Genomic DNA, 19780 nt, shown 5'->3' on the forward strand with positions numbered 1-19780 from the left:
ACTAATAAAAAACTGTACTCCACCCGCGGATTACTCAAGGGATCTCGCAGGTGAATTCCTGTACTTCCTGATTGCGCATCACTTTCATTTTCAGCGAGGTTCCGCGCTTCGCTTTTTCCAGCAGCGTTTTCATCTGCCCCACGCCGCTGACGGCACTCCCGTTAACCTTCAACAGAACATCATCCACCTAAAACCCGACTCGTCATCTTGGATTATCCATCCTCTATTTTTGTTCCATCCAGACCAGCTGCGACCACCAGGCCGGTCCATCGTTTTCCTGTTTCGGTCCCGGCGTGCTCCGTCCGTTCGCCACCACCGCCGTCAAGCGAGCTTCTAGCCGCTCCACCACTTCCGGATTCGATGCATACTGGTTCGCGGTTTCGGACACATCAGCCTCTAAATCATACAAAGCCGCCTTGCTTCTGTTTTTCGACGGAATCAATTTCCAGCGACCGTCACGGAATGCAAAGCGTCCCCCGAAATCGTGATGCACGGCCTGAGTTCGCTTGTATTTTTCCAAGGTTTGGAAAAACAGCGGCAACATGCTGAAACTGTCTTCACCGACCTGCGGTGCCGCCGGCGCGCGGACCAGTTCCGCACAGGTGGCATAAAAGTCGGTCAATTCACAGAGCACATCGCAGCGGCTGCCCGCCTCCACCACTTCCGGCCAACGCACCAAAAACGGCACCCGATGGCCCCCTTCGTACAAACTCGCCTTGCGCCCCCGATAGATCCCGCTCGGATGGTGATCAAAAACCTGTTCAAACTTCAGCGGAAAGGCCGGCTTCGACGCCCCGTTGTCCGCGGTAAAAATCACCAGCGTATTCTCCGCAATTCCCCGCGCCTCCAGCGCGTCGAGAACCTGCCCGACGCTCCAGTCGATCTCCTGCACAAAATCGCCATAGATCCCGCAGTCGCTGGTTCCCCTGAACTCATCGCGCGGCACCACCGGCGTATGCGGTGCCGTGAGCGGTAGATACAAAAAAAACGGCGATTCCGCATCCGCCGCATCGATATGCTCCACCGCCCGCTCCGTCAACGTTTTCAAAACCGTGGACGGATCAAACCCGGAGGCCTGCAGACCGCTCTCCATCCGCACCTGCTTCTCTTCCGGCGTTTTCAAACCATTGGAAACGTGCCGTTCCGTCGGCACCTCGACCACCCGATCATTTTCCATCCAGACATACGGCGGCAGATTCAGCGAAGCATTGATTCCGAACCACGAATCGAACCCGAGATCGCACGGTCCGCCGGTGAACGGCTTCGAAAAATCGATCTGCGCCTCGATCCCCTCCGGCGCCTTCAGCTCCGTTACGCGGGAACCGTCTTTGAGCATCCAGTTCAGGCCAAGGTGCCACTTGCCGATCATCGCGGTTTGATAGCCGTTTCGTTTCAGCAGCGCCGCCGCCGTATCGCGGCCCGGCGCAATCAGCGCGCGGGAATAGCCGTAGAGCACATTGCCCTTCAGCTCACTGCGCCAGCAATACCGGCCGGTCAGCAGGCTGTAGCGCGTCGGCGTGCAGATCGACGCCGACGAGTGCATATCACTGAATTTCATCCCAGACGCCACTAGGCCGTCCAAGTTCGGCGTCTTCACTTTCGCTGCCGGATTCAGCGCGGCAATGTCTCCCACACCCATATCATCGGCTAAAATACAAACAATGTTCGGGAGCGGTTCCTTCGCCAAAACCCCGGTCGCCAGCAATGCACTCACCCACATCAGTTTTAAAACAGTTTTCATTATTTCACAAAATTCCTGCTTTTCATCCAGTCGAGCATCTCGGCCTGAATCTTCGGAACATCCTCTTTCTTAAACTCTCCCCGGCAGAAAAATCCGTGATTGCGACCCTCATAACCTTTCAGCGTGCAGTCATTCCCGGCTGCCTTCATCAGACGGGTCATCCGTTCCACATTCTCAAAGGGAACAGTGGTGTCGGCCATGCCGTGAAAAACCAAGGTCGGCGGTTGCCCCGCCCGCACCTGATGGCAGGGCGAAATCTCTGTCTTACGCGCTTCACCGACCTTCTCCAATCCATAGCCAAGCTCGGTCGTATCCGCCACCGGATTAAAGAGAACCATCGCATTCGGCACGGAGCTAATCTTCAGATTTTCGGAGGGGTCATCCAGCCCTTGAATCATGCCGGTACAGGCCGCCACATGACCACCGGCAGAACCGCCCGACGCAATTATGCGCTCCGGATCAATCCCCAGCTCTTTCGCGTGTTCGCGCACCCAGCGGATCGCGGACTTGCCATCCTCCACACAATCAAACGGCGTTGTTTTATGCGTCTTTTTCACCCGGTATTCAGCGGAAATCGCTACGATGCCCTTAGATTTCAGATAGGTGCAATAGCTGTAAAACTGCCCCGGACGCCCCCCGACCCAGCCACCGCCAAAAAAGAAAACCACGCAGGCGCGCGGCTCCTGCGACGCTCCCTCGGGGGTGAATACATGCAGTTTCAGCTCCGCATCGCCCGCGGTCTTATACACAGGCATAGTGTCCGGCTCCTTCGCGGCCGACAACGCAAGTGCCGGCATGAGCGCCAAAGCAATCAGCAGCGTCTTCTTCATTTTGATTTTCCTTTGGGCGGCGTTGCAGAAATGTCCGGGTCGATTGCCGGGCCGGTCGGATTGGCGTTCACCTCGGCATCCCACCGCACATATTCCGCTTTCAACTGTTGGACAATTTCCGGATGCTGCGCAGACACATCGGTGGTTTCAGCTAGGTCGGTATCCAGATTATATAAAGCCCCCTTTTGTTGCGGAAAATATTTCCACGGACCCCGCCGAGCCGCGCCAGCACCCGGCTTCGACCAATAGAGCGTGCGCACCGGCAGTTTTTCCCCGTTAAACAGCAGCGGGGAAAGATCGACCCCGTCGAGCTGGACCTGTTCAGGAACCGGAGTGCCGGACAGCGCCGCATAGGTGGTGTAAAAATCAAGAATCATGGCGGTTTCGCCCGTGACGGCCGGCGGGATGGTTCCCGGCCAGAACGCAATGCCCGGCACGCGGTGCCCGCCTTCGCTCATGGATCCCTTGCCCCCTTTCAGGTCGGCAGACTTCGACCACTCTTTCGCCGGGCCGTTGTCCGAACAGAAAAAGATGAACGTGTTTTTTACCAAACCCAGCTCTTCCAGTTTTGTGCAGATGCGCCCCACTTCGGCATCCATCGATTCAATCATTTCCCGGTAGGCGCATTCCATGTCGATCTCGCTTTGCTTCACGGAACCCGCCCCGCGTACCGCCGGATCGCCGGGCCCTTGGAATGGAGAGTGCGGTGCACCGAAGGCCACATAGAGGAAGAACGGATTCTTCTGGTTGCGCTCCATGAAATCGAGGGCGTGGCTGCCGATCAACGTGGTCTGGTATCCCTCTTCCGGAGTCAGCTGATCCTGCTTCCACCAGTCTTCCTGCTGGGCGAGATCGAGATGCGATTGATAGTCGACGTTGCCGCTGACAAATCCAATGAACTCGTCGAACCCCTGCTTGACCGGATTAAACTTGGTGGAATACCCCACGTGCCATTTTCCAAACAAGGCCGTACGGTAGCCGCCCGACTTGAGCATTTCCGCAATCGTGAATTCTTCGAGCGCCAGTCCCTGATTCCGGCATTCTTTGGCTTTCACCACACTGGTTATTCCGGTGCGTTGCTGATAGCGCCCTGACAACAGCGCGGCCCGCGTCGGGCTGCACACCGCCCCGTTGGAATGAAAATCCGTAAACTTCACGCCGTTCGCCGCCATGCGGTCGAGATGCGGCGTTTTTATGCCGCTGGCATTGTCATAGCAGGAAAGCCCCGAATACCCCATGTCATCCGCCATGATGAAAATAAAGTTGGGCCGATCCGCATCGGCGTGAACCGCCAAAACACCGGCCAGGGCCAAAACTGCAATCCTTAAAAGTCCAATCCTGCGCATCGCTTATTCTCCTTTGAACAATTCCAATGAATTAACGTTGATCGCGCCCTTCCAGCGGACAAACCGAATTCGGAACGTATCGCTCGTCACGGGCTCCGGAAGCACCAAGCCAAAGTCGCCGCCCAGCGAGGTGCCTTCGTGAATGGTTTTCCAATCCTTGGAAACCTTCGCCTCGATCACAAACTGCTCCACCCGGCTGGGGCTGCCAAACTTGCCTTCGCGAATCTGAATCTGATCGACCGATTCCGGTTTAGCGAGGGTGACCTGAATCCACGGGGCCTTATCATCGCGCGCGGGACTCCAGGCGCTCTTGACCATAATGCCTTCCGAAAACTCCTTCAGGTCGGAGGCCACGAACGAACGGGCCGAGTGGTTCTCGCTCCTTTCCGAAGACGCGGTCGCCGTCGCACCGATGGTGAGCGGAAGATCGACGGTTTTGATCGGAGCGATTTCCGAGGCCGGCCGATCGAGCTTCAGCGCGATGACGGTGTCGATCTCGCTCACCGCGTCAGGCTGCAGCTCAATCCGCAGCTGGCCTCTGTTTTGCACTACTTTGACGTTGCCGTTTGCGAGCACGTTGGCCTCCAGCACCTTGGCTGGCAAAGACGGCAACGTAAGCGTTCCCGACCAATTGGCCAAAACATGCAGATAGACCGTGTCGCCCTTGCAGGTCGCCGCGCCCCACGGGCCGGGCATGTAGGGGCCGCCCTGCGTGCCATAGATGGTTTCGCCGTACTGCTTGAGCCACTCGCCCATTTCGAGCAAACGCTTCTTGTGGTCGGGCAGCACCAGACCGTCGCCATTGGGGCCAAAACCCAGCGCAAGGTTGCCGTCTCCGCCCGCGCACCGGACCAGCAGGCTGATGGCCTGCGGCAACGGCATCGCCGGAGCATCGCCCATCCAGGCCCAGCCGCCGCCGATGACGGAGCAGGTTTCCCACGGACGGTTGCTCTGGAATCGGCCGATGGAACGTTCCGGCCCGTCAAAGTCGCCCACGTGCCAATCCCGCGGACCGAAGCGGTGGTTGACGATGATGCCGGGCTGCAGCGAGCGGATCATCTTCAGCAGCGCGGGCGCTTTCCACGTGTCGGGATGAAGCCCCAGGCCGTCGAACCACATGACATCGATCTTTCCATAGTTCGTCAACAGTTCGCGGATCTGCGGGAACAGGTATTCCTCGCAATATTTTCCCTTGTCGCCCGTGGCATAGATCGGGTTGTACCAATCGGGCTGCGAATAGTAGAGCGCGACCTTGATCCCGTATTTATGGCAGGCATCGACAATCTCCTTGGTGGCATCGCGCCCGAACGGGGTGTTCATGATGTTGTAGTCGGTCAGCTTGGTGTCGAACATGCAGAAGCCGTCGTGGTGCTTGGTCAGCCAGACCAAATATTTTGCGCCCGAATCGCGTACCAGCTTGACCCACTCGTCCGCATCGAAGTCCGGCGCGGCAAAATGCTTGTACTGATCGTCGTAGATTTCCTGCGGCACACCTCGGGTGACGGTGCCGTCGGAGGGATGGCCCGGCCGCGGTCCCTTGCGCCCCCATCCCAGCGAACACTCGAGCATCGAGCTCGGCCCCCAGCAGATGAATGACGCGAAGCGCGCATCGGTCCACCAATCCATGTCGCCTTCGCCGGCGAACAGGACATCGGGATCCGGCACCGTTTTCAGATAGTTCGCGAATGCGTCGGGCGGGTAATAGGGCTCGATCCCATCCGTGTGCGGCGTGGAAACGTGCGCGGCAGTTGCTGCGGAAACAATAAAGAGGGAAGCGATGAATGCTCGCTTCACTTTTTGATGATTCTGAAATGACCGGTGCATAAGTTGAACTCCTATTTTCTTTTCTTTGACGGGGGAGCTTCGCTGCTTGGCATGTCGATTCCAGGGAGCTTCCATCGTGGATGGGGCTCATGCTCGTCCGTCATGATCTCTTTGATGCGTTCGACGATTTCGGGGTGCTGCTGGGCGACATCGTTTTCTTCGCCGATGTCGGTTGAGAGGTCGTACAGTTCCAGTTCCCCGTCGAGACCGTGGGCGCGGTAGCCTTTCCACTTTCCGAGGTGCACGGCCTGCTGGGGCATCTTTTCATAGAATTCCCAATAGAGGTATTCGCGTTTTTTCTGTTTTTCCGGCTGGTTCCCAAGGGTTGGAAAAATCGAAATTCCATCCATTTCCGAGGTGGTGCTTTTCCCGCCGGCATCGGCGAGTGTGGGCATGAGATCGTATTGTGTGGTCCACTGGTCGGTGGTCGACCCCGGCTCGATGGTGCCGGGCCAGTAGGCGATGAGCGGAACCCGGATGCCGCCTTCGTAGAGGTAGCGCTTAAACATGCGGAACGGACCGTTCCCGTCAAACGTGTCGGTGCGCCCGTAGTAGCTGCTCTCGTCGCCATTGTCCGACGTCCACATGATGAGGGTGTTCTCCGCCAGCCCCAGTTTGCGCACCGCCTCGACGATGCGCCCGACGTTGCGGTCGTGGCGGGTCATGAGCGCCGCGTAAAGCTGCTCCCTTTGGGTAAGTTCGAGCTGGTCGTATCCTTCGAGGCTCGGCGTCCACAGCCCGTAGAAGGGAACCGTCTTCGCGTCGCCGTGCGGGACAACGCTGGCGTAGTAGATAAAGAAGGGGCGGTCCTGATTTTGACCCATGAACTCGATGGCTTTGTCGGCATAGAGATCTTCAATGAAGACGCCTTTGTCTCCCAGAACCGGCAGATGCTCCGCCAGCAGCTCCGGGCTGTTTTCCGGGATCGGTTTGCGAACGCCGTTTTCCCAGATATGGTCGTTGTAGAAGCTGCGGCAATCCACATGGCCCAGATAGCCCAACCAATAATCCCAACCCGTTGCCGTGATCAGCTCCGGCAAAGATCTCCCGCCCGGACTGAGCTTGCCGAATGCGGCCGTGGCGTAGCCCGCCTGTCGCGCAACCTCGCCAAGCATTGGAAACTTTGGCGGCCAGTCCGGCGTTGGAATATCCGTGGAGGTGTTGGCCCGCCACGCGGCGTGGCCGGGGTGCTTGCCGGTGAGCAGGCTGCATCGCGACGGCCCGCACACGGCGTTCCCTGCATACGCCCGGTTAAACAACATGCCGCCCGCCCGCAACTGGTCGAGGCACGGCGTTTTGATGATCTTCATGCTGGCATCGTCCATCTTGTAGCACGGAACTTTGCCGATCCCCCAGTCATCCGTATTGATATAAATAATGTTGGGCTGCTTTGCATCGACCGCAACAGCGCATAGAAGCAATGCCAAAACGACAGTGAATTGAATGGGTCTGAACATGGTATTTCCTTCCATTGGCGTCATCGGATCACGAGGACTTTCCCCTCAACGTTCCCTTTAGTTACGCACGGCCAGTCGTCGGTGCGGAAAGGCCGTACGGGAAAGCTCGCGCGGTTATACAGATTGCACCCGGCCGGATTGTCGGCCCAGGCATAGCGCACCGCAACCGGCTTCGAAACCGCATCGCTCCGAACGATAATGCTGTCGCCTTTTATTATGGCCTGCGCTTCATGGAAAACCTGGTCGTCGCCAGCCACGGTAAAGTTGGCGGGCGCGTCGTCGGTCGGCTCAATCTCAAGGCTTGTCGGGGCAACGCGTTTCCCGCAGACGAGTCCGTCGGCATGACCGAAGAACAACCGCACGGCTTTGCTTTTGATTTCCAACCGCTGGAAAACCGGGCCGCTAAACTCAATGTCCTGGCCATAGTCTTTCGCCAGCGCAATGGCCGCCAGACGTTCGCCGGGCAGCTGCTTGTTCTTGGGATGGATGCTGCCCCCCTGATCACTGTCGATGACAACCGCGAGTTCCACCAGCGGATCGTTTTGGGCGGCCAACTGCTGGGCTTCGCGCAGCTCGGCATACGGGCTGCCGCCGGGCTTTACGCTGGGCTTTCCAATCTCTGGAAGCTGGATGGCATAGAACTTAAAATCATCCTGCTCAAACCGGTCGCGCCATTCGGCGAGCATCGCTGGAAAGAGCGAACGGTATTGGTGGGCGCGCAGCCGGTTGGCTTCGCCCTGATACCAGACCACGCCCTTGATCGCAAACGGGAAAAGCGGGTGCAGCATGCCGTTGTAGCATCCCGCCGGATAGGTGCGCGCATCGGAGGGTTTGACTCGTGCATCAGCTTTAAGGCTTTTATGCAGATGCTTGGCACGCACCGCCGGGTCATCCCAACTGGCTTCTACTTCGCGCCATTTCCTGACCGCGGGGGCGAACAGATCCGATTCCAGTGTTTTGTTGGAGACCCAACACTCAACGCTGGTGCTGCCCTCGGCGCACATGATCAGCCCGATCGGAATATCCGCTTCCTTCTGGACGCGTCGTCCGAACAGAAAGCCAACCGCCGTGAATTTTGATGCCGTTTCCGGCGAACTCGCCGCCCACGATGCGTTGAATTCGTTTGAGGGCTGTAGTTCGATCTTTTTAGGAACCTGCAAAAGGCGGAGATTAGCAATGTCAGCCGACGGTATGATTTCCTCAGCCCCGAGCGTGTTTCCGAGCGCGAATTTCATATTCGACTGCCCGGAACAAATCCAAACATCGCCGACCAAGATGTCGGAAACTTGAAACTTGAAATCTGAAACTTGAGACGATACCGACAAATTCTGCGGGTGTTTCGACAATCTCAAAGGATCGAGTTGCAGCCGCCACTTTCCAGCGGGATTCGCGGCAGCGGTTTTCTTTTGTCCGGCAAAGGCAACTGAGACTTTTTCGCCGGGATCGGCTGTCCCCCAGACCGGGACCGGTTTGCCGCGCTGCAGCACCATATGGTCGGAAAATACGGAAGCCAACTGAACCTTCGCGAAAGCAGAGGCTGAACAAAAAAGAAGCAGGAAAATGATTTGGAGTTTCATAGGATTACGGTTTGGTTGAGGTGGTGTGAGTGACGATGAAATCGACGATTCGATCCGGCCGTTCAATAGTGAAATGATGTCCGTCGGCTTTTTGCTCGCCAAGGGTCATGGGATACACCGTGAACGGGCCACCCAGCGCGATATAGCGGCGCATGAGCTCCAGTGAATTTTCTTCGGGCGGAACAATGATGTCCTTGAGGTTGATCGCCGCGTAGATTGGGATCTTGGCAGCGGCCAATGCGCCCAGATTATCAATCGGGTTATCGTTCCATTCCATTAATCCCGCTTCGTCGAAACCGTAAATCTGTTGGGCCTGCCCCCACTCATTGGCAGCGCCCTTTCCGGTTCCCTTTCCGCCAGGCCAGCTTTTGATGTCGCAGACCGGCGCTTCCAGATACATGCAGGCAACTTTCTCCGGATTTTTCTTTGCCCAGTTAAAGCAGATCAGTCCGCCCCGGCTGACGCCCTCGAGCACGGCCTTTTCCGACATGCCCTTGGAAACCATGAAGGCATAGAAGGCGTCCCAATGCGCCACTGCGGTTGGCGAACCAAAAAGCTTCGTCACATCGATGTAGCCGATTGAGTATCCCTTTTCCAGCAACAGGAGATCCACTTCCGTATGCCAGTTGGGGAAGCGCGCGCGCCACACCCAGGGATTGCCCTCGGCCGGAGTTTCCGGCAACACCACATGGCCCGCACGGCCATCCACTTGAAAGCTAATCTTTTCAAATGTTTTCCACCGGCTCGACTCCCCTTCGAACCCCGAAGCGAAACATTGCAGGGTTCCTGCGGTTAGCAGCGCTCCGAGCACCACCAAACTGTAGATTTTTTTCTTCATTGTCCTGTTCCTGCCTAAAAGGTTTTGGGCGGATAAACCGGCCCTGTGTTTTCCATCCAGTCAGCCACGGCCTTCCCCATTTTTGCTGTGATCTCCGGATATTTACTGGCCACGTTTTCCATCTCCCACGGATCGGTTTCGTGATCATACAAAATTTCAACGCCTTCGCTGATGATATAGCGGTAGCGCCCGTCGCAGGCGGACTGAGCACCGAGAATTTCGGAAAAGGCATAGGTCCGTCCGTTGGTTTTTTTGCCTTCGAGCAGCGGTACGATACTCAATCCGTTCTTCGCGATTTCATTGGGACTCTTGATTCCGGCCAGCTCAAACGTGGTAGGCACCAAATCCATAAGTTCCATCGGGTGAACATTAATTTTATCCCCCGCAAACCGCTTTGGAAAACAAACAATCATTGAGGTGCTCAACGACTCTTCAAACAGGGTGCCTTTGTGCAGGCGCCCATGGTTTCCAAGGAAAATGGAGTGATCGGAAAAGAAAACAACGACCGTATTTTCGAGCTGCCCCGCGGTTTCCAAGGCATCCAGCAGCTCACCGATTCGCGCATCCATAAAAGCCACCGAAGCCGCCTCGCCCAAACGATCCTTGGCAACACCCTCCGCATTCTTGATCGGACGGTTGTCCACCAGCAGCGGCTCGGGAATGTCATGCCCGAACCGGTCGGTTTTCGGCGGGGGAATTTTCAGATCGGCCACCTTGTCGTACCAGCGTTGCGGCACATCGTACGGGCCATGCGGCAGGCAAAAGTTAAACCACATAAAGAACGGCTTTTTGGAATCGCGTTCCTTGGTCAACCAATGGATGGCGACCTGTGCCGTAAAGCCGTCGAGGTAGTCGATGTCTTCCTCCATCGTACTCTTCTTGCCGTAGCCGTCGGCATCCTGAAGAAACTGTTCATATTTCCCGCGCCGCTTCAAATGCTCGACAAAAGGTCCGCTGATGGGCTTGTCCTGACTCAGTGCTTTCCACATGGCATAGCGTTCGCCGGTGCATTGAACATAGTCAAACCCGTAGCCATGAAGCGCGTCATCCTTGGAGGCCTTGGGGTTATCCGCCGAAGCTTTGACATGAGACTTGCCGATGTAGGCCGTCTGATAGCCCGCCTTCTGAAGTACGGGCGGAAAAGTCCAGGTGCCTTTCGGCATATTTCTCAAGTGCCCGTTACGATAGAATCCGAGATTATGCGAGTAGAGGTTGGCCAGCAGCCCGTTGCGCGAAGGCCCGCACATCGGCCCTTGGCACATGGCATTCGGGAAATACGTTCCGACCGTCGCCAGCCGGTCCAGGTTGGGCGTCAGGCCAAAGCCATCGCCCAGCTTGTTCATAAAGCGCGGCATCAGGTCGTCGGCCTCGATCCAGATAATATTCGGACGGGTCTCTGCAGACAGCGTCCCAGCGCACAACAAACTTAAACTTATCATCGTAAACAGTTTCATATTCATTTCTCCTATCTTCTCTCCAAGTAAAACACGTATCTCACTCAATCAGGCTGCCGCGCTCTTCGATATACAACTCTGCAAAGTTTGATCCGATTTTCTTCATTCCTTCATAGTTGTAGTGGCTCTGCGGATACATGGGATAAATATATTTCCCTTCCCCCTTTTTTCCGTCATGTCGCAACACAAAGGCGTTCCCGGCTTCTTGCGTGGCTTCTTTCATCGGAAGGCTTCCGATTTGGAGACAGAAAAAGGGCATGTCCGGCGCCTGCACATCTTCGCGCGCCTTTCGAATAAGCTTAACCAGATTGTCCTTATAGTTGAACGAATAGGCCTCTTTGGGGCCGCTCTTCAGCCCAGGGTTGTCCGACTCGCCCTGCACCCAGATCATGCCGACAATCTCATATGAATCCGGATCCAGCGTCGCCAGCACCTCCTGTACGTAGGAACTCCAGGTATAGTAAAGCCTCGGGCGCTTTTCATCCGGCGTGCCCTTTACGATATCGGCCGACCAATCAATGTTCCAGGCGCCATGCAGCGACGAGCCGCCTACGGCATGCTTAATGAACAAAAACTTTTCATCCGGCCATTGCTGACTGAATTCCATGCCCATAAACAGCTCGGGGCCGAAGAACCATTCCGGACCATATTTTTTGGTATCGTTTGCGGAGGCTTTGAACGGATGAAGCGGCGCGATGGTTTTTTCACCGTTTTCAAACAAGGCAAAGGTCACCTGCTTTCCGGCTTTTTCAAGAAGCTTCAGCTCGTCCTTCGTCAGTTTGCTGAAATCACCCTTGCCCCGGCAGTTGGACTGCCCGGCAAATAGAATCACCTTGGTCTTTCCCGCTGCGACCGACACGGCCGGCGACAGCATTGCCAAACAACAAATCCCTACAATCAAACTCTTCATCATTAGTCCTCTCCAACCACACATTGATCATTCAGTCCAAAATGGTAATTACGCTGAGTCGTCTTTGCATCTACTACCGGCGTTTTAAAATCGTTGTCGGCTCCGAAGACGAGGCTTTCACCCTTCTTCAGCTCAACGCTAACCGTCTGCCACCCATTATTCATCGTGGTGGTCAATGGACTGCCTTGCGTCGTTTTGACTTCAGCCGGGGCATTTCTTTTAAACCGCAACTGCAACGTATCCGTCCGATCCGCCGTGATCCGGAAGGCAGTAGTCTGCCCCTGTTGATGACGCGCACTGACGGTATAGCCGCCCTCTGCGCGGAGCCCGTCGAAACCGGCTTCAGGCCAATTCTTCGAAACGCCGGGGAACAGACGCACCAGGTTTATCGCGTAGTTATTTATCCCCCAGCTCTGAATTAACAGTTCCTGCGTGGCCGCAGCGGAAGAAAGCGGCGTTTCAATCACGGGGCCGGTTTCCAGATAGAAGGTATTCGGATAAAGGTAGAGATCAAAATATTGCCGAAGCTGACCGAGTGCCTTTTCAGGTTCATCGAGCATGGCATACATCGAGGTTGCGCCGGTGCGCGTGTAGCCTTTGTAGCTCCAGTCGTGCCGTGTCAGCGGTTTGCTCAACTTAAATCCCAGCCAGTGATCAACCGTGTTCAAATAGAGCTCGCGCTCTTCTGCCGAATCGATGTCGATCCGGCGCAGCGGATAGAGCCCCACCAGATGCGAATAGTGACGGTGCGGGCCGGTCAAAGGGAGGTCTTTTCCCAGCATGATTACCCCTTCACAAATATGCTTGGAAACCAGCTCCTTCAGGGTTTTCTGATACCGGACGGCATCCGGATCGTTCAGCTTAAAATGCCCGTCGATGTAGAGTGCGGTCTCCAGCCCCCAGCGCAGCAGTTCAAGATCATAGGTGGTGTCTTCGCCCTCCACTTTCCATTCTGGGGAAATATCTTTGGGCATATGCAGGCAACCATCATCGCCTTTGGTGAGCGCGTGGATCAGGAAATTATTCGCGCGTTTCAGAATCGGATAAAACTTTTCCACGGCGCGCTGGTCATCCGGATAGACACGCAGGAAATGCCAGTAGTCGTAGAGGGTCCAGAGGAAGTTGCCGTATTCCCCCCAGAAGCCGGTCGGCCCGTAGGGGCTGGTTCCGCGCCCGCAGGTTGCGGAATCGTGCTGGAACTCTTTATCCGCGGCCTGAATGAAGATATCGGTGCTCTCATCAATCCAGTCCGCCAGCGTGGAGGCAATGCCCGGCTGATTGGCCGTCGCCATCGGCAGGTAGGAAAGCTGCACGTTCAGATTGGCCCAGATCCGCGGCCAAGGCGTTGCCCGAAACCAGGGCCCCATCAGGTCGATCGGCAGCGCGCCCGGACGGGTGGCCGAACCATACTTATACATCTGAACCCAATAGTTGGCTTCGATCTGCTTGTCAGGAATCGAGATAAAAAGCTTGGAAAAATAGTCCGCCCAATAGGCCTGGTGGTCTTTTTTGATCGATTCGGAACCGGCGCGAAATGCCTCCTGAATGGTTTGAATCCCGGCCGTTTTGGAAAGCGTCTTTGCGTCCTGACTGTAGTCCGTCGTCCAGGCCAACAGATAGCGGTTTCGGGCGACCTTACCAAACTTCCAGCTCAGCACATACGCCTGCCCGCCTTTGAGCGGAACAAACCGGGTTTTGATTCCTCCGACATCGCCCCTTTTTTCCGGTGCCAGTTTTTTAACCAGCTCCATGCCCATGATCGCCTGATAGGTTTGGGGATCTGAAAAATCGTTTACATTATCCAGTTTAATGCCCTTTTCTTTACGGATCGCATAGAGCCCGTCGGCGGGAGCGCCCGGCAATGCAAAATGCTTGATGTCGATTTTTTCATCGCCCGACACGGTGAACTCCACCAGCACCACATCATGCTTCACGGAGGCCAGCGACTGAAAACCAACGGTGCCCTTTGTGGTCGCAATGGTTCCCGCCACCAGCGCCTTATGCAGACTCAAGCGCATTGAAAAGTCAGTCGTTTCCCCCTTGGCTTTGAGAATAAACTTGCCGATGGGGGCGCGGCTTTTTTCGGAATAGACCCGCGTGTCGCCAATATCAAAATGCAGGGTCTCATCACGGGCCGACCAGATGCAGGTGCCCAGCTCGCCGTTCCCAAGAAAGGCGCTCTCTTCAAACGCTTTCGGCGTACGATCCCAGAGCAGATCAAAGTCGGATAAATAGGCCCCGTCCACGGCGAAAGCCGAGCCGGCAAGCAGCATTGTGAGCCCTAATATAAACCATTCTCTTTTCATGTTTCCTTGTCCTTCTTTACGTTTAAGGCACCCAAGTCTCACCGGTATTCCGTTGCGGCTTTCCAGGGGTGCTGCGGCCGTTGTTGATTATTTCCCGAAGTTCGTCCGTGAGTTGCGCCGCTTGTTCTGGATGCGATGCAATCAGATTGTTCTGCTCCAGCGGATCGGCGGCAAGGTTGTACAGCTGCAGCTCCGGCAACCCTTTCTTAAGCGCCAGTTCATCTCTGAGACTCCATCCGCCGGAACCGGGACAAAAGGCCAACTTCCATTTTCCGTCGCGAATGGCAAACCGCCCCTGAATCGAATGATTAATAATCGGACCGCGCTCAAGCGGCTCTCCCTGCAAAGCCGGCCGGAAACTCACGCTGTCTTCCGCCGCATCGTCCGGCAGTTCAACACCGACCAGCTCGGCAACCGTCGCCATAATATCCGTTGTACAAATCGGAGTCGTGTTGATTGCTCCACCTTTGATTTTGCCCGGCCAGCGGACGATGAATGGAACCTTATGCCCCCCTTCCCAAATATCCGACTTCCCGCCACGAACATTCACTTCGAAGTCAATGCCTTTGGCTTCCACATCATCAGCATTGGAATGTTTCAGCGAGGTTCCGTTGTCGGCCGTAAAAACAATCAAGGTATTGGCCGCGATTCCAGCGCGATCCACCGCATCGAGGATCTGCCCCACCCGGCGATCGGTTTCGATCACAAAATCAACGTACTTGGTCAGGCCGCTTTTCCCCGCAAAATCAACCGCCGGCGCAATGGGCGCGTGTGGCGCAGTCATCGGGAAATAGAGAAAGAACGGCTTCTTCGAAGCAGCCTGTTTTTCAATATATTCAACCGCTTTTGACGTAATGGTCGGGAGCACTTTATTTTCCGCCCACTCTCCGCCGGGTGTTCTAAATTTTGCATCCGGCGTGCCAAGCACCTTTTCGTTTTCAATGTAGACAAAGGGCGGCCAGTTTATGACGTCATCGCCGAAATAATAATCAAAACCCGCCAGGCGCGGCCCCGGCACAGGAGCAGTCCAATCGATGCCCGCCGCGGCCAGTTTCGCCAACGCCTTGGCATTGCCCACCGGCACCTTGTCCGTCGAAGAGAACGGCCAGTTTAAACCGAGGTGCCACTTGCCGATGCAGGCCGTATGGTACCCTTTGGCTTTTAGCATCGAAGCCATCGTCATACGCCCGTCCTCGATCAACGGGGCATCCCATTTAGGAACGATGCCTCTCTTCAGCCTCGAGCGCCAGCTGTAGCGCCCGGTGAGCAGCCCATAGCGCGTCGGGGTGCAGACCGCCGAACCGGAATGCCCGTCGGAAAAAACAAGGCCTTGCTTAGCCAGTGCATCGATACGCGGGGTTTCAAAGCCCAGCGATGCATTGAAGGCCGAGACCGAGTCGCGCCCCATATCATCCGCGAGGATGACGATAACATTCGGCGGCTTCTGCGATCCGGCAAACACCGAAAGGCCGAAGGATAAAACAACAGCGGTTTTAAAAATTCGTTTAAACATAGTTGCGTTCCCTAAAATTTTACACGAAGCGTTTCAGCTCCGGATTGTTCGAGTGCAGGTAGTTTTTTAAACTGCTGCTCCCGTGCGGTGTCGAGCTCGCCGACACGCACGGTAAAGGTTCCCTTCGAGAACACCTTGGGGGTGAAAGAGGTTCCGTTGATGCGCAGGGTGTAGAGAATTTCTTTGGTCGCCTCGTCGATCACCTGCACGACCGGATCTTCCATGCCGGAGACCTTCAGCGTCGGCAGCCACGCCACGGCCTTGCGGCCATAGTTGTCCTGCTGGTCGATGGTGATGGGCCAGCCCGGATATTGCGGAATGGCTGGGTCGGTGACATCCACGCCGCGCGGCCAGCATTCCATGGTGATTTTGCGGGTCTTTACATTAAAGCGAATCAACCCGTAGCCGGGGGCATAGCGGCCGAATTCATTGGCCCACTTATTCAGCCATTCCTCTTTCGGATTGGCGTAGGCGTAGACCGTCAGCCGATTTTCGAAGGTATCGAAATAGTCGCCGGCAAATTCAATATCGCTCCCCGCAACCGGCTGGCCATCGGGCTTCCGGTTGGGCTTCCAGTAGCGGGTGTAGTGGTTATAGATGGCGGGGACGCAGAACGAATAGCTGGAGTCGCGCCAATCATCGACGCCATACTGGACGACGGTCGCAAGGTGCTGGTCGCCGTTGATGTGCAGGGCGTAGGCCTTGCGGATGGTTTCGACGGCGCGGTTGCGAGGCGTTTGCGGCCAGCCGTTGGTGTCGAGGTCCAGCTTGCCGGCGGTATGCGCCTTGGCGAAGAGGGTTTGGGAAAGAACGGTTTTCATCTGCACGCCCTTCCAATGGGTCGCCCACTCATCCAAAAAAGCCAGCTGGCGATCGCCCATCAACTTGGCCCCGGGGTAGTCGAGAATGGAAACGGGCTGGCCCGGAACGGAGGGGCAGGCCCCGCTGAATGTATTTTCGATGCCCTGGCCCGTGAGATATTCCTCGAGGCTGGCGGGGGAGCTTTTAAATTTGCGGTCTTCGACAATCGCGAAGTCAATCGGCCCGATTTTGAGCGAGGTGTAGTAGGCGCCAATGCCGCGTTCGATGGGGGTCGGGTCATACGGGTCAGGAAGATTTGAGGTTTGCGCGCGCTCGACCATCTTGACGTATTGCGGATCGCCATAGCCCTGATTGGGAACACCTACTTTTTTTCCGCTCCAGTCGCGGCCGCCTTCGCCCCAGAGGTTGCCGTTGCCGACGTCGTGGTCGTCCGGGATGCAAATGGTCGGGCGGTTGCGGGTGATATCGCCGAACTGGCGGCCGAAGTGCAGCCAGTGGGCCAGATGAACCCCATGGCCGTAAAGCTGGTCGCCGGAGAAAAAGAGCAGATCCGGATCCTGCGCGTTAATATTGGTGATGATGTCGGGCTTCATGCGAGCGTCGCGCCACGTGTTTCCAGTAAAGGCCGCGACCACAATCTCTTCTTTATCGATCGGGTTTTTGCGGATGATCCCCTCGTAGGTCGCCTTTCCATCGATAGCCACAACGCGGTATTGGGTCGCGACGGTGTCATCCCAGTTTTCCACGCGGAACAGTGCCGTCCAACTCTGCGCATCGCTTTTGGTGGTTTTGTAGGGTTCTTCGCTGATCGTGGATTTAGCAACCTTCACCCATTTTCCCTTTTCCATCTTTTCAAGCACGGTGGTGCGCGACTCGCTTTTGGCGAGCGGATAGAACTGAACGGTCATCTTGAGCGTACGCTCATGCAGGGTGTAGAGCACAAAGCCGATGCGGTCTTCGGGTTGCACATCGGGAATTTCGATGGCTCTCTCCGCATTGGGATGGCGCGTATCTACTTTCTTCGCCGCATGTGCCTGAAGGCTAAACGCTAGACAAGACAACGTGCTTGCTATGAGTATTTTTTTCATGATTTTATATTCCTAATCAAACCAGCCGCTTTATCGCGCGACCGCCAGAGATCATGTCGAAACCAGCACAAGCATCGCGACTGATATAAAAATATTCTTCATGGTTGTTCCTGCAATTCTACTTCTGGATTGAGTTTTTCAGAACAGTTCAAATGAATTAATGGAAAGGCCACCCTGCCATTTGACCATACGCAGGCGGAAAGAATCGCTCTTCACCGCTTCATCTAAAACCAAGCCAAAGTCACCGCCCAAAGTCGAACCTTCATGGATGGTTTTCCAATCGTTGGAAACCTTGGCCTCGATCACAAACTGCTCAACGTGGCTGGCGTTGCCAAACTTGCCTTCGCGAATCTGGATCTGGCTCACCATCTGCGGTTTTTTGAGACGGATTTGAATCCAGGGGTTTTTATCTTTTGAATCGGGGCTCCAGGCGCTTTTCACCATGATGCCTTCGGAAAATTCCTTCAGATCGGAAGCGACCACCGACCGGGCGGCGTTCTTCTTGCTCTTTTCCGAAGAGGCGGTCGCCGTTGCTCCAATGGTTAAAGGCAGGCCGACGGTTTTGATCGGCGCGATTTCAGCCGCAGGGCGATCCAGTTTGAGCGCAATAATGGTATTCACGGGATCAATGTTTTCGGGATTGAGCCTAACCGTCAGTTTCCCATTCTTTTGCTCAACCTTTACCGTACCACCGGTGAGGACGTTGGCGGAAAGCACCTTTGCCGGCAGGGCAGGAAGCGCCAGCGTGCCCGCCCAATGGGCCAACACATGCAGATAGACGGTATCGCCCTTGAAGGTCGCCGCGCCCCACGGACCGGATTGATAGGGGCCGCCCTGCGTTCCATAAATGCTTTCGCCATACGTTTCGAGCCAAGCGCCCATCTCGAGCAAACGCTTTTTGTGGTCGGGAAGAATTTTTCCGGCTCCATTCGGCCCCGTGTTCAGCGCCAGGTTTCCTCCATTGCCCGCGCAACGGACCAGCAGCCCAATCGCTTGCGGAAGGGGCATTGCAGGGGCGTCGCCCATCCAGCCCCAGCCGCCGCCAATCACCGTGCAGGTTTCCCACGGCCGATTGACCTGAAAGTTGCCGATCGAGCGTTCCGGCCCATCGAAGTCGCCCACATGCCAGTGCTTGGGCCCCCAGCGATGATTAAACAAAATGCCCGGCTGCAATTGCTTGGCCATCTTGATCAGCTCCACCGCCTTCCACGTGTCCGGGTGCTTTCCCAATCCATCGAACCAAAGCACATCGACTTCGCCATAGTTGGTCAACAGCTCCCGGATCTGCGGGAACAGATATTCGTCGCAATAGCGGTTATAATCGCCCGTGGCATAAATCGGGTTGTACCAATCCGGCTGGGAATAATAGATCGCCACCTTAATGCCCTGTTTATGGCAGGCATCGGTCAGCTCTTTGAGCACATCGCGGCCGAGCGGCGTATTCATGACGTTGTAATCGGTCAGCTTGGTGTCGAACATGCAGAATCCGTCATGATGCTTGGCGGTGAAGATAAAATATTTGGCCCCGGAGGCCTTCACCAGCTGGATCCATTCGTCGGCATCGAAGTCCGGCGCCGCGAATTGCTTAAACTGACTGTTGTAAACCGCTTCGTCGATGCCGCCTTTGACGGTGCCATCGCTCGAGTGCCCCGGACGCGGCCCTTTTCGCCCCCAACTCATCGGGCATTTGAGCATGGAGCTGGGGCCCCAATGCACAAAGAAGCCGAAGCGGGCCTCGTTCCACCACGCCATTTCTTCATCGGAGGCCACCAAGGCGGCGGCATCGGCCGGCGGCAGCTTATCCAGCCAAGCCTGATACTCCGTCGTATTGAAATACGGTTCAATCCCATCCGTGTGCGGCGGGGTGTAATGCGCCGCAAATGCCGACATGGTTGCGGCTGCGAGCACTGCCAGCAAAATGGTTTGTCTTGTTTTCATAGCTTCCCCCTGATTGATGCGCGCGACGACCGAGGCACCGCGCCTGTTGTTATAGGAAAATGCACTCGTTCAACACGATGCCATATAATATATCTTACCTATATCATTATACGAATGCAGAACCGCGTTCTGGACA

Annotated in this window: 14 protein-coding genes; all 14 read right to left on the reverse strand. The window is 56.0% G+C overall.

What is annotated here, in order from left to right; genetic code table 11:
* Positions 1–34: 34 nt before the first annotated feature.
* The 14 genes from SCARR_RS03150 to SCARR_RS03215 all read right to left on the reverse strand — a co-directional run bounded on the left by SCARR_RS03150 (position 35) and on the right by SCARR_RS03215 (position 19644).
* Entirely contained in the window at positions 35–187 is a 153-nt protein-coding gene (locus tag SCARR_RS03150; protein WP_136060063.1) for a PDZ domain-containing protein, read from the reverse strand.
* 36 nt (positions 188–223) lie between these two features.
* Positions 224–1741, reverse strand: a complete 1518-nt coding sequence (locus SCARR_RS03155; protein WP_136060064.1) for a sulfatase family protein — start codon at positions 1739–1741, stop codon at positions 224–226.
* A complete protein-coding gene (locus tag SCARR_RS03160; RefSeq protein WP_136060065.1) occupies positions 1741–2571 on the reverse strand; it encodes an alpha/beta hydrolase in 831 nt (276 codons plus the stop codon). Before SCARR_RS03160 ends, SCARR_RS03155 begins: the two co-directional genes overlap by 1 nt.
* Entirely contained in the window at positions 2568–3917 is a 1350-nt protein-coding gene (locus SCARR_RS03165; protein ID WP_136060066.1) for a sulfatase-like hydrolase/transferase, read from the reverse strand. Before SCARR_RS03165 ends, SCARR_RS03160 begins: the two co-directional genes overlap by 4 nt.
* A gap of 3 nt (positions 3918–3920) precedes the next feature.
* Entirely contained in the window at positions 3921–5741 is a 1821-nt protein-coding gene (locus tag SCARR_RS03170) for an alpha-L-fucosidase (RefSeq protein ID WP_168432949.1), read from the reverse strand.
* An 11-nt stretch (positions 5742–5752) separates the two neighbouring features.
* Entirely contained in the window at positions 5753–7198 is a 1446-nt protein-coding gene (locus SCARR_RS03175; RefSeq protein ID WP_222846161.1) for an arylsulfatase, read from the reverse strand.
* A 20-nt stretch (positions 7199–7218) separates the two neighbouring features.
* Positions 7219–8775, reverse strand: coding sequence for a sialate O-acetylesterase (locus SCARR_RS03180; protein ID WP_136060069.1), 1557 nt, complete (start codon positions 8773–8775; stop codon positions 7219–7221).
* 4 nt (positions 8776–8779) lie between these two features.
* On the reverse strand, positions 8780–9613 hold the full coding sequence (locus SCARR_RS03185; protein ID WP_136060070.1) for an alpha/beta hydrolase family protein: 834 nt from the start codon (positions 9611–9613) through the stop codon (positions 8780–8782).
* Between the two features lie 14 nt (positions 9614–9627).
* Positions 9628–11067: a sulfatase family protein gene (locus SCARR_RS03190; RefSeq protein WP_168432951.1), complete on the reverse strand. Its 1440-nt coding sequence runs from the start codon at positions 11065–11067 to the stop codon at positions 9628–9630.
* Between the two features lie 40 nt (positions 11068–11107).
* Entirely contained in the window at positions 11108–11980 is an 873-nt protein-coding gene (locus tag SCARR_RS03195; protein ID WP_168432953.1) for a sialate O-acetylesterase, read from the reverse strand.
* Positions 11980–14283, reverse strand: a complete 2304-nt coding sequence (locus SCARR_RS03200; RefSeq protein ID WP_136060073.1) for a glycosyl hydrolase family 95 catalytic domain-containing protein — start codon at positions 14281–14283, stop codon at positions 11980–11982. The genes SCARR_RS03195 and SCARR_RS03200 overlap by 1 nt, the downstream gene beginning before the upstream one ends.
* A 22-nt stretch (positions 14284–14305) precedes the next feature.
* The gene (locus SCARR_RS03205) at positions 14306–15796 is read right to left on the reverse strand and encodes a sulfatase family protein (protein ID WP_136060074.1); all 1491 of its coding nucleotides are present in this window, start codon (positions 15794–15796) and stop codon (positions 14306–14308) included.
* Positions 15797–15807: 11 nt separating this feature from the next.
* Positions 15808–17706: a hypothetical protein gene (locus SCARR_RS03210; protein ID WP_136060075.1), complete on the reverse strand. Its 1899-nt coding sequence runs from the start codon at positions 17704–17706 to the stop codon at positions 15808–15810.
* A gap of 138 nt (positions 17707–17844) precedes the next feature.
* On the reverse strand, positions 17845–19644 hold the full coding sequence (locus tag SCARR_RS03215; RefSeq protein WP_136060076.1) for an alpha-L-fucosidase: 1800 nt from the start codon (positions 19642–19644) through the stop codon (positions 17845–17847).
* Positions 19645–19780 lie beyond the last annotated feature (136 nt).

Source organism: Pontiella sulfatireligans (genome assembly GCF_900890705.1).
GTDB classification, from domain to species: domain Bacteria; phylum Verrucomicrobiota; class Kiritimatiellia; order Kiritimatiellales; family Pontiellaceae; genus Pontiella; species Pontiella sulfatireligans.

Excerpts from the sequence above, each read along its gene's own strand:
- SCARR_RS03155 (WP_136060064.1), bottom strand. The coding sequence starts at position 1,741 with ATGAAAACTGTTTTAAAACTGATGTGGGTGAGTGCATTGCTGGCGACC.
- SCARR_RS03160 (WP_136060065.1), bottom strand. The coding sequence starts at position 2,571 with ATGAAGAAGACGCTGCTGATTGCTTTGGCGCTCATGCCGGCACTTGCG.
- SCARR_RS03165 (WP_136060066.1), bottom strand. The coding sequence starts at position 3,917 with ATGCGCAGGATTGGACTTTTAAGGATTGCAGTTTTGGCCCTGGCCGGT.
- SCARR_RS03170 (WP_168432949.1), bottom strand. The coding sequence starts at position 5,741 with ATGCACCGGTCATTTCAGAATCATCAAAAAGTGAAGCGAGCATTCATC.
- SCARR_RS03175 (WP_222846161.1), bottom strand. The coding sequence starts at position 7,198 with ATGTTCAGACCCATTCAATTCACTGTCGTTTTGGCATTGCTTCTATGC.
- SCARR_RS03180 (WP_136060069.1), bottom strand. The coding sequence starts at position 8,775 with ATGAAACTCCAAATCATTTTCCTGCTTCTTTTTTGTTCAGCCTCTGCT.
- SCARR_RS03185 (WP_136060070.1), bottom strand. The coding sequence starts at position 9,613 with ATGAAGAAAAAAATCTACAGTTTGGTGGTGCTCGGAGCGCTGCTAACC.
- SCARR_RS03190 (WP_168432951.1), bottom strand. The coding sequence starts at position 11,067 with ATGAAACTGTTTACGATGATAAGTTTAAGTTTGTTGTGCGCTGGGACG.
- SCARR_RS03195 (WP_168432953.1), bottom strand. The coding sequence starts at position 11,980 with ATGATGAAGAGTTTGATTGTAGGGATTTGTTGTTTGGCAATGCTGTCG.
- SCARR_RS03200 (WP_136060073.1), bottom strand. The coding sequence starts at position 14,283 with ATGAAAAGAGAATGGTTTATATTAGGGCTCACAATGCTGCTTGCCGGC.
- SCARR_RS03205 (WP_136060074.1), bottom strand. The coding sequence starts at position 15,796 with ATGTTTAAACGAATTTTTAAAACCGCTGTTGTTTTATCCTTCGGCCTT.
- SCARR_RS03210 (WP_136060075.1), bottom strand. The coding sequence starts at position 17,706 with ATGAAAAAAATACTCATAGCAAGCACGTTGTCTTGTCTAGCGTTTAGC.
- SCARR_RS03215 (WP_136060076.1), bottom strand. The coding sequence starts at position 19,644 with ATGAAAACAAGACAAACCATTTTGCTGGCAGTGCTCGCAGCCGCAACC.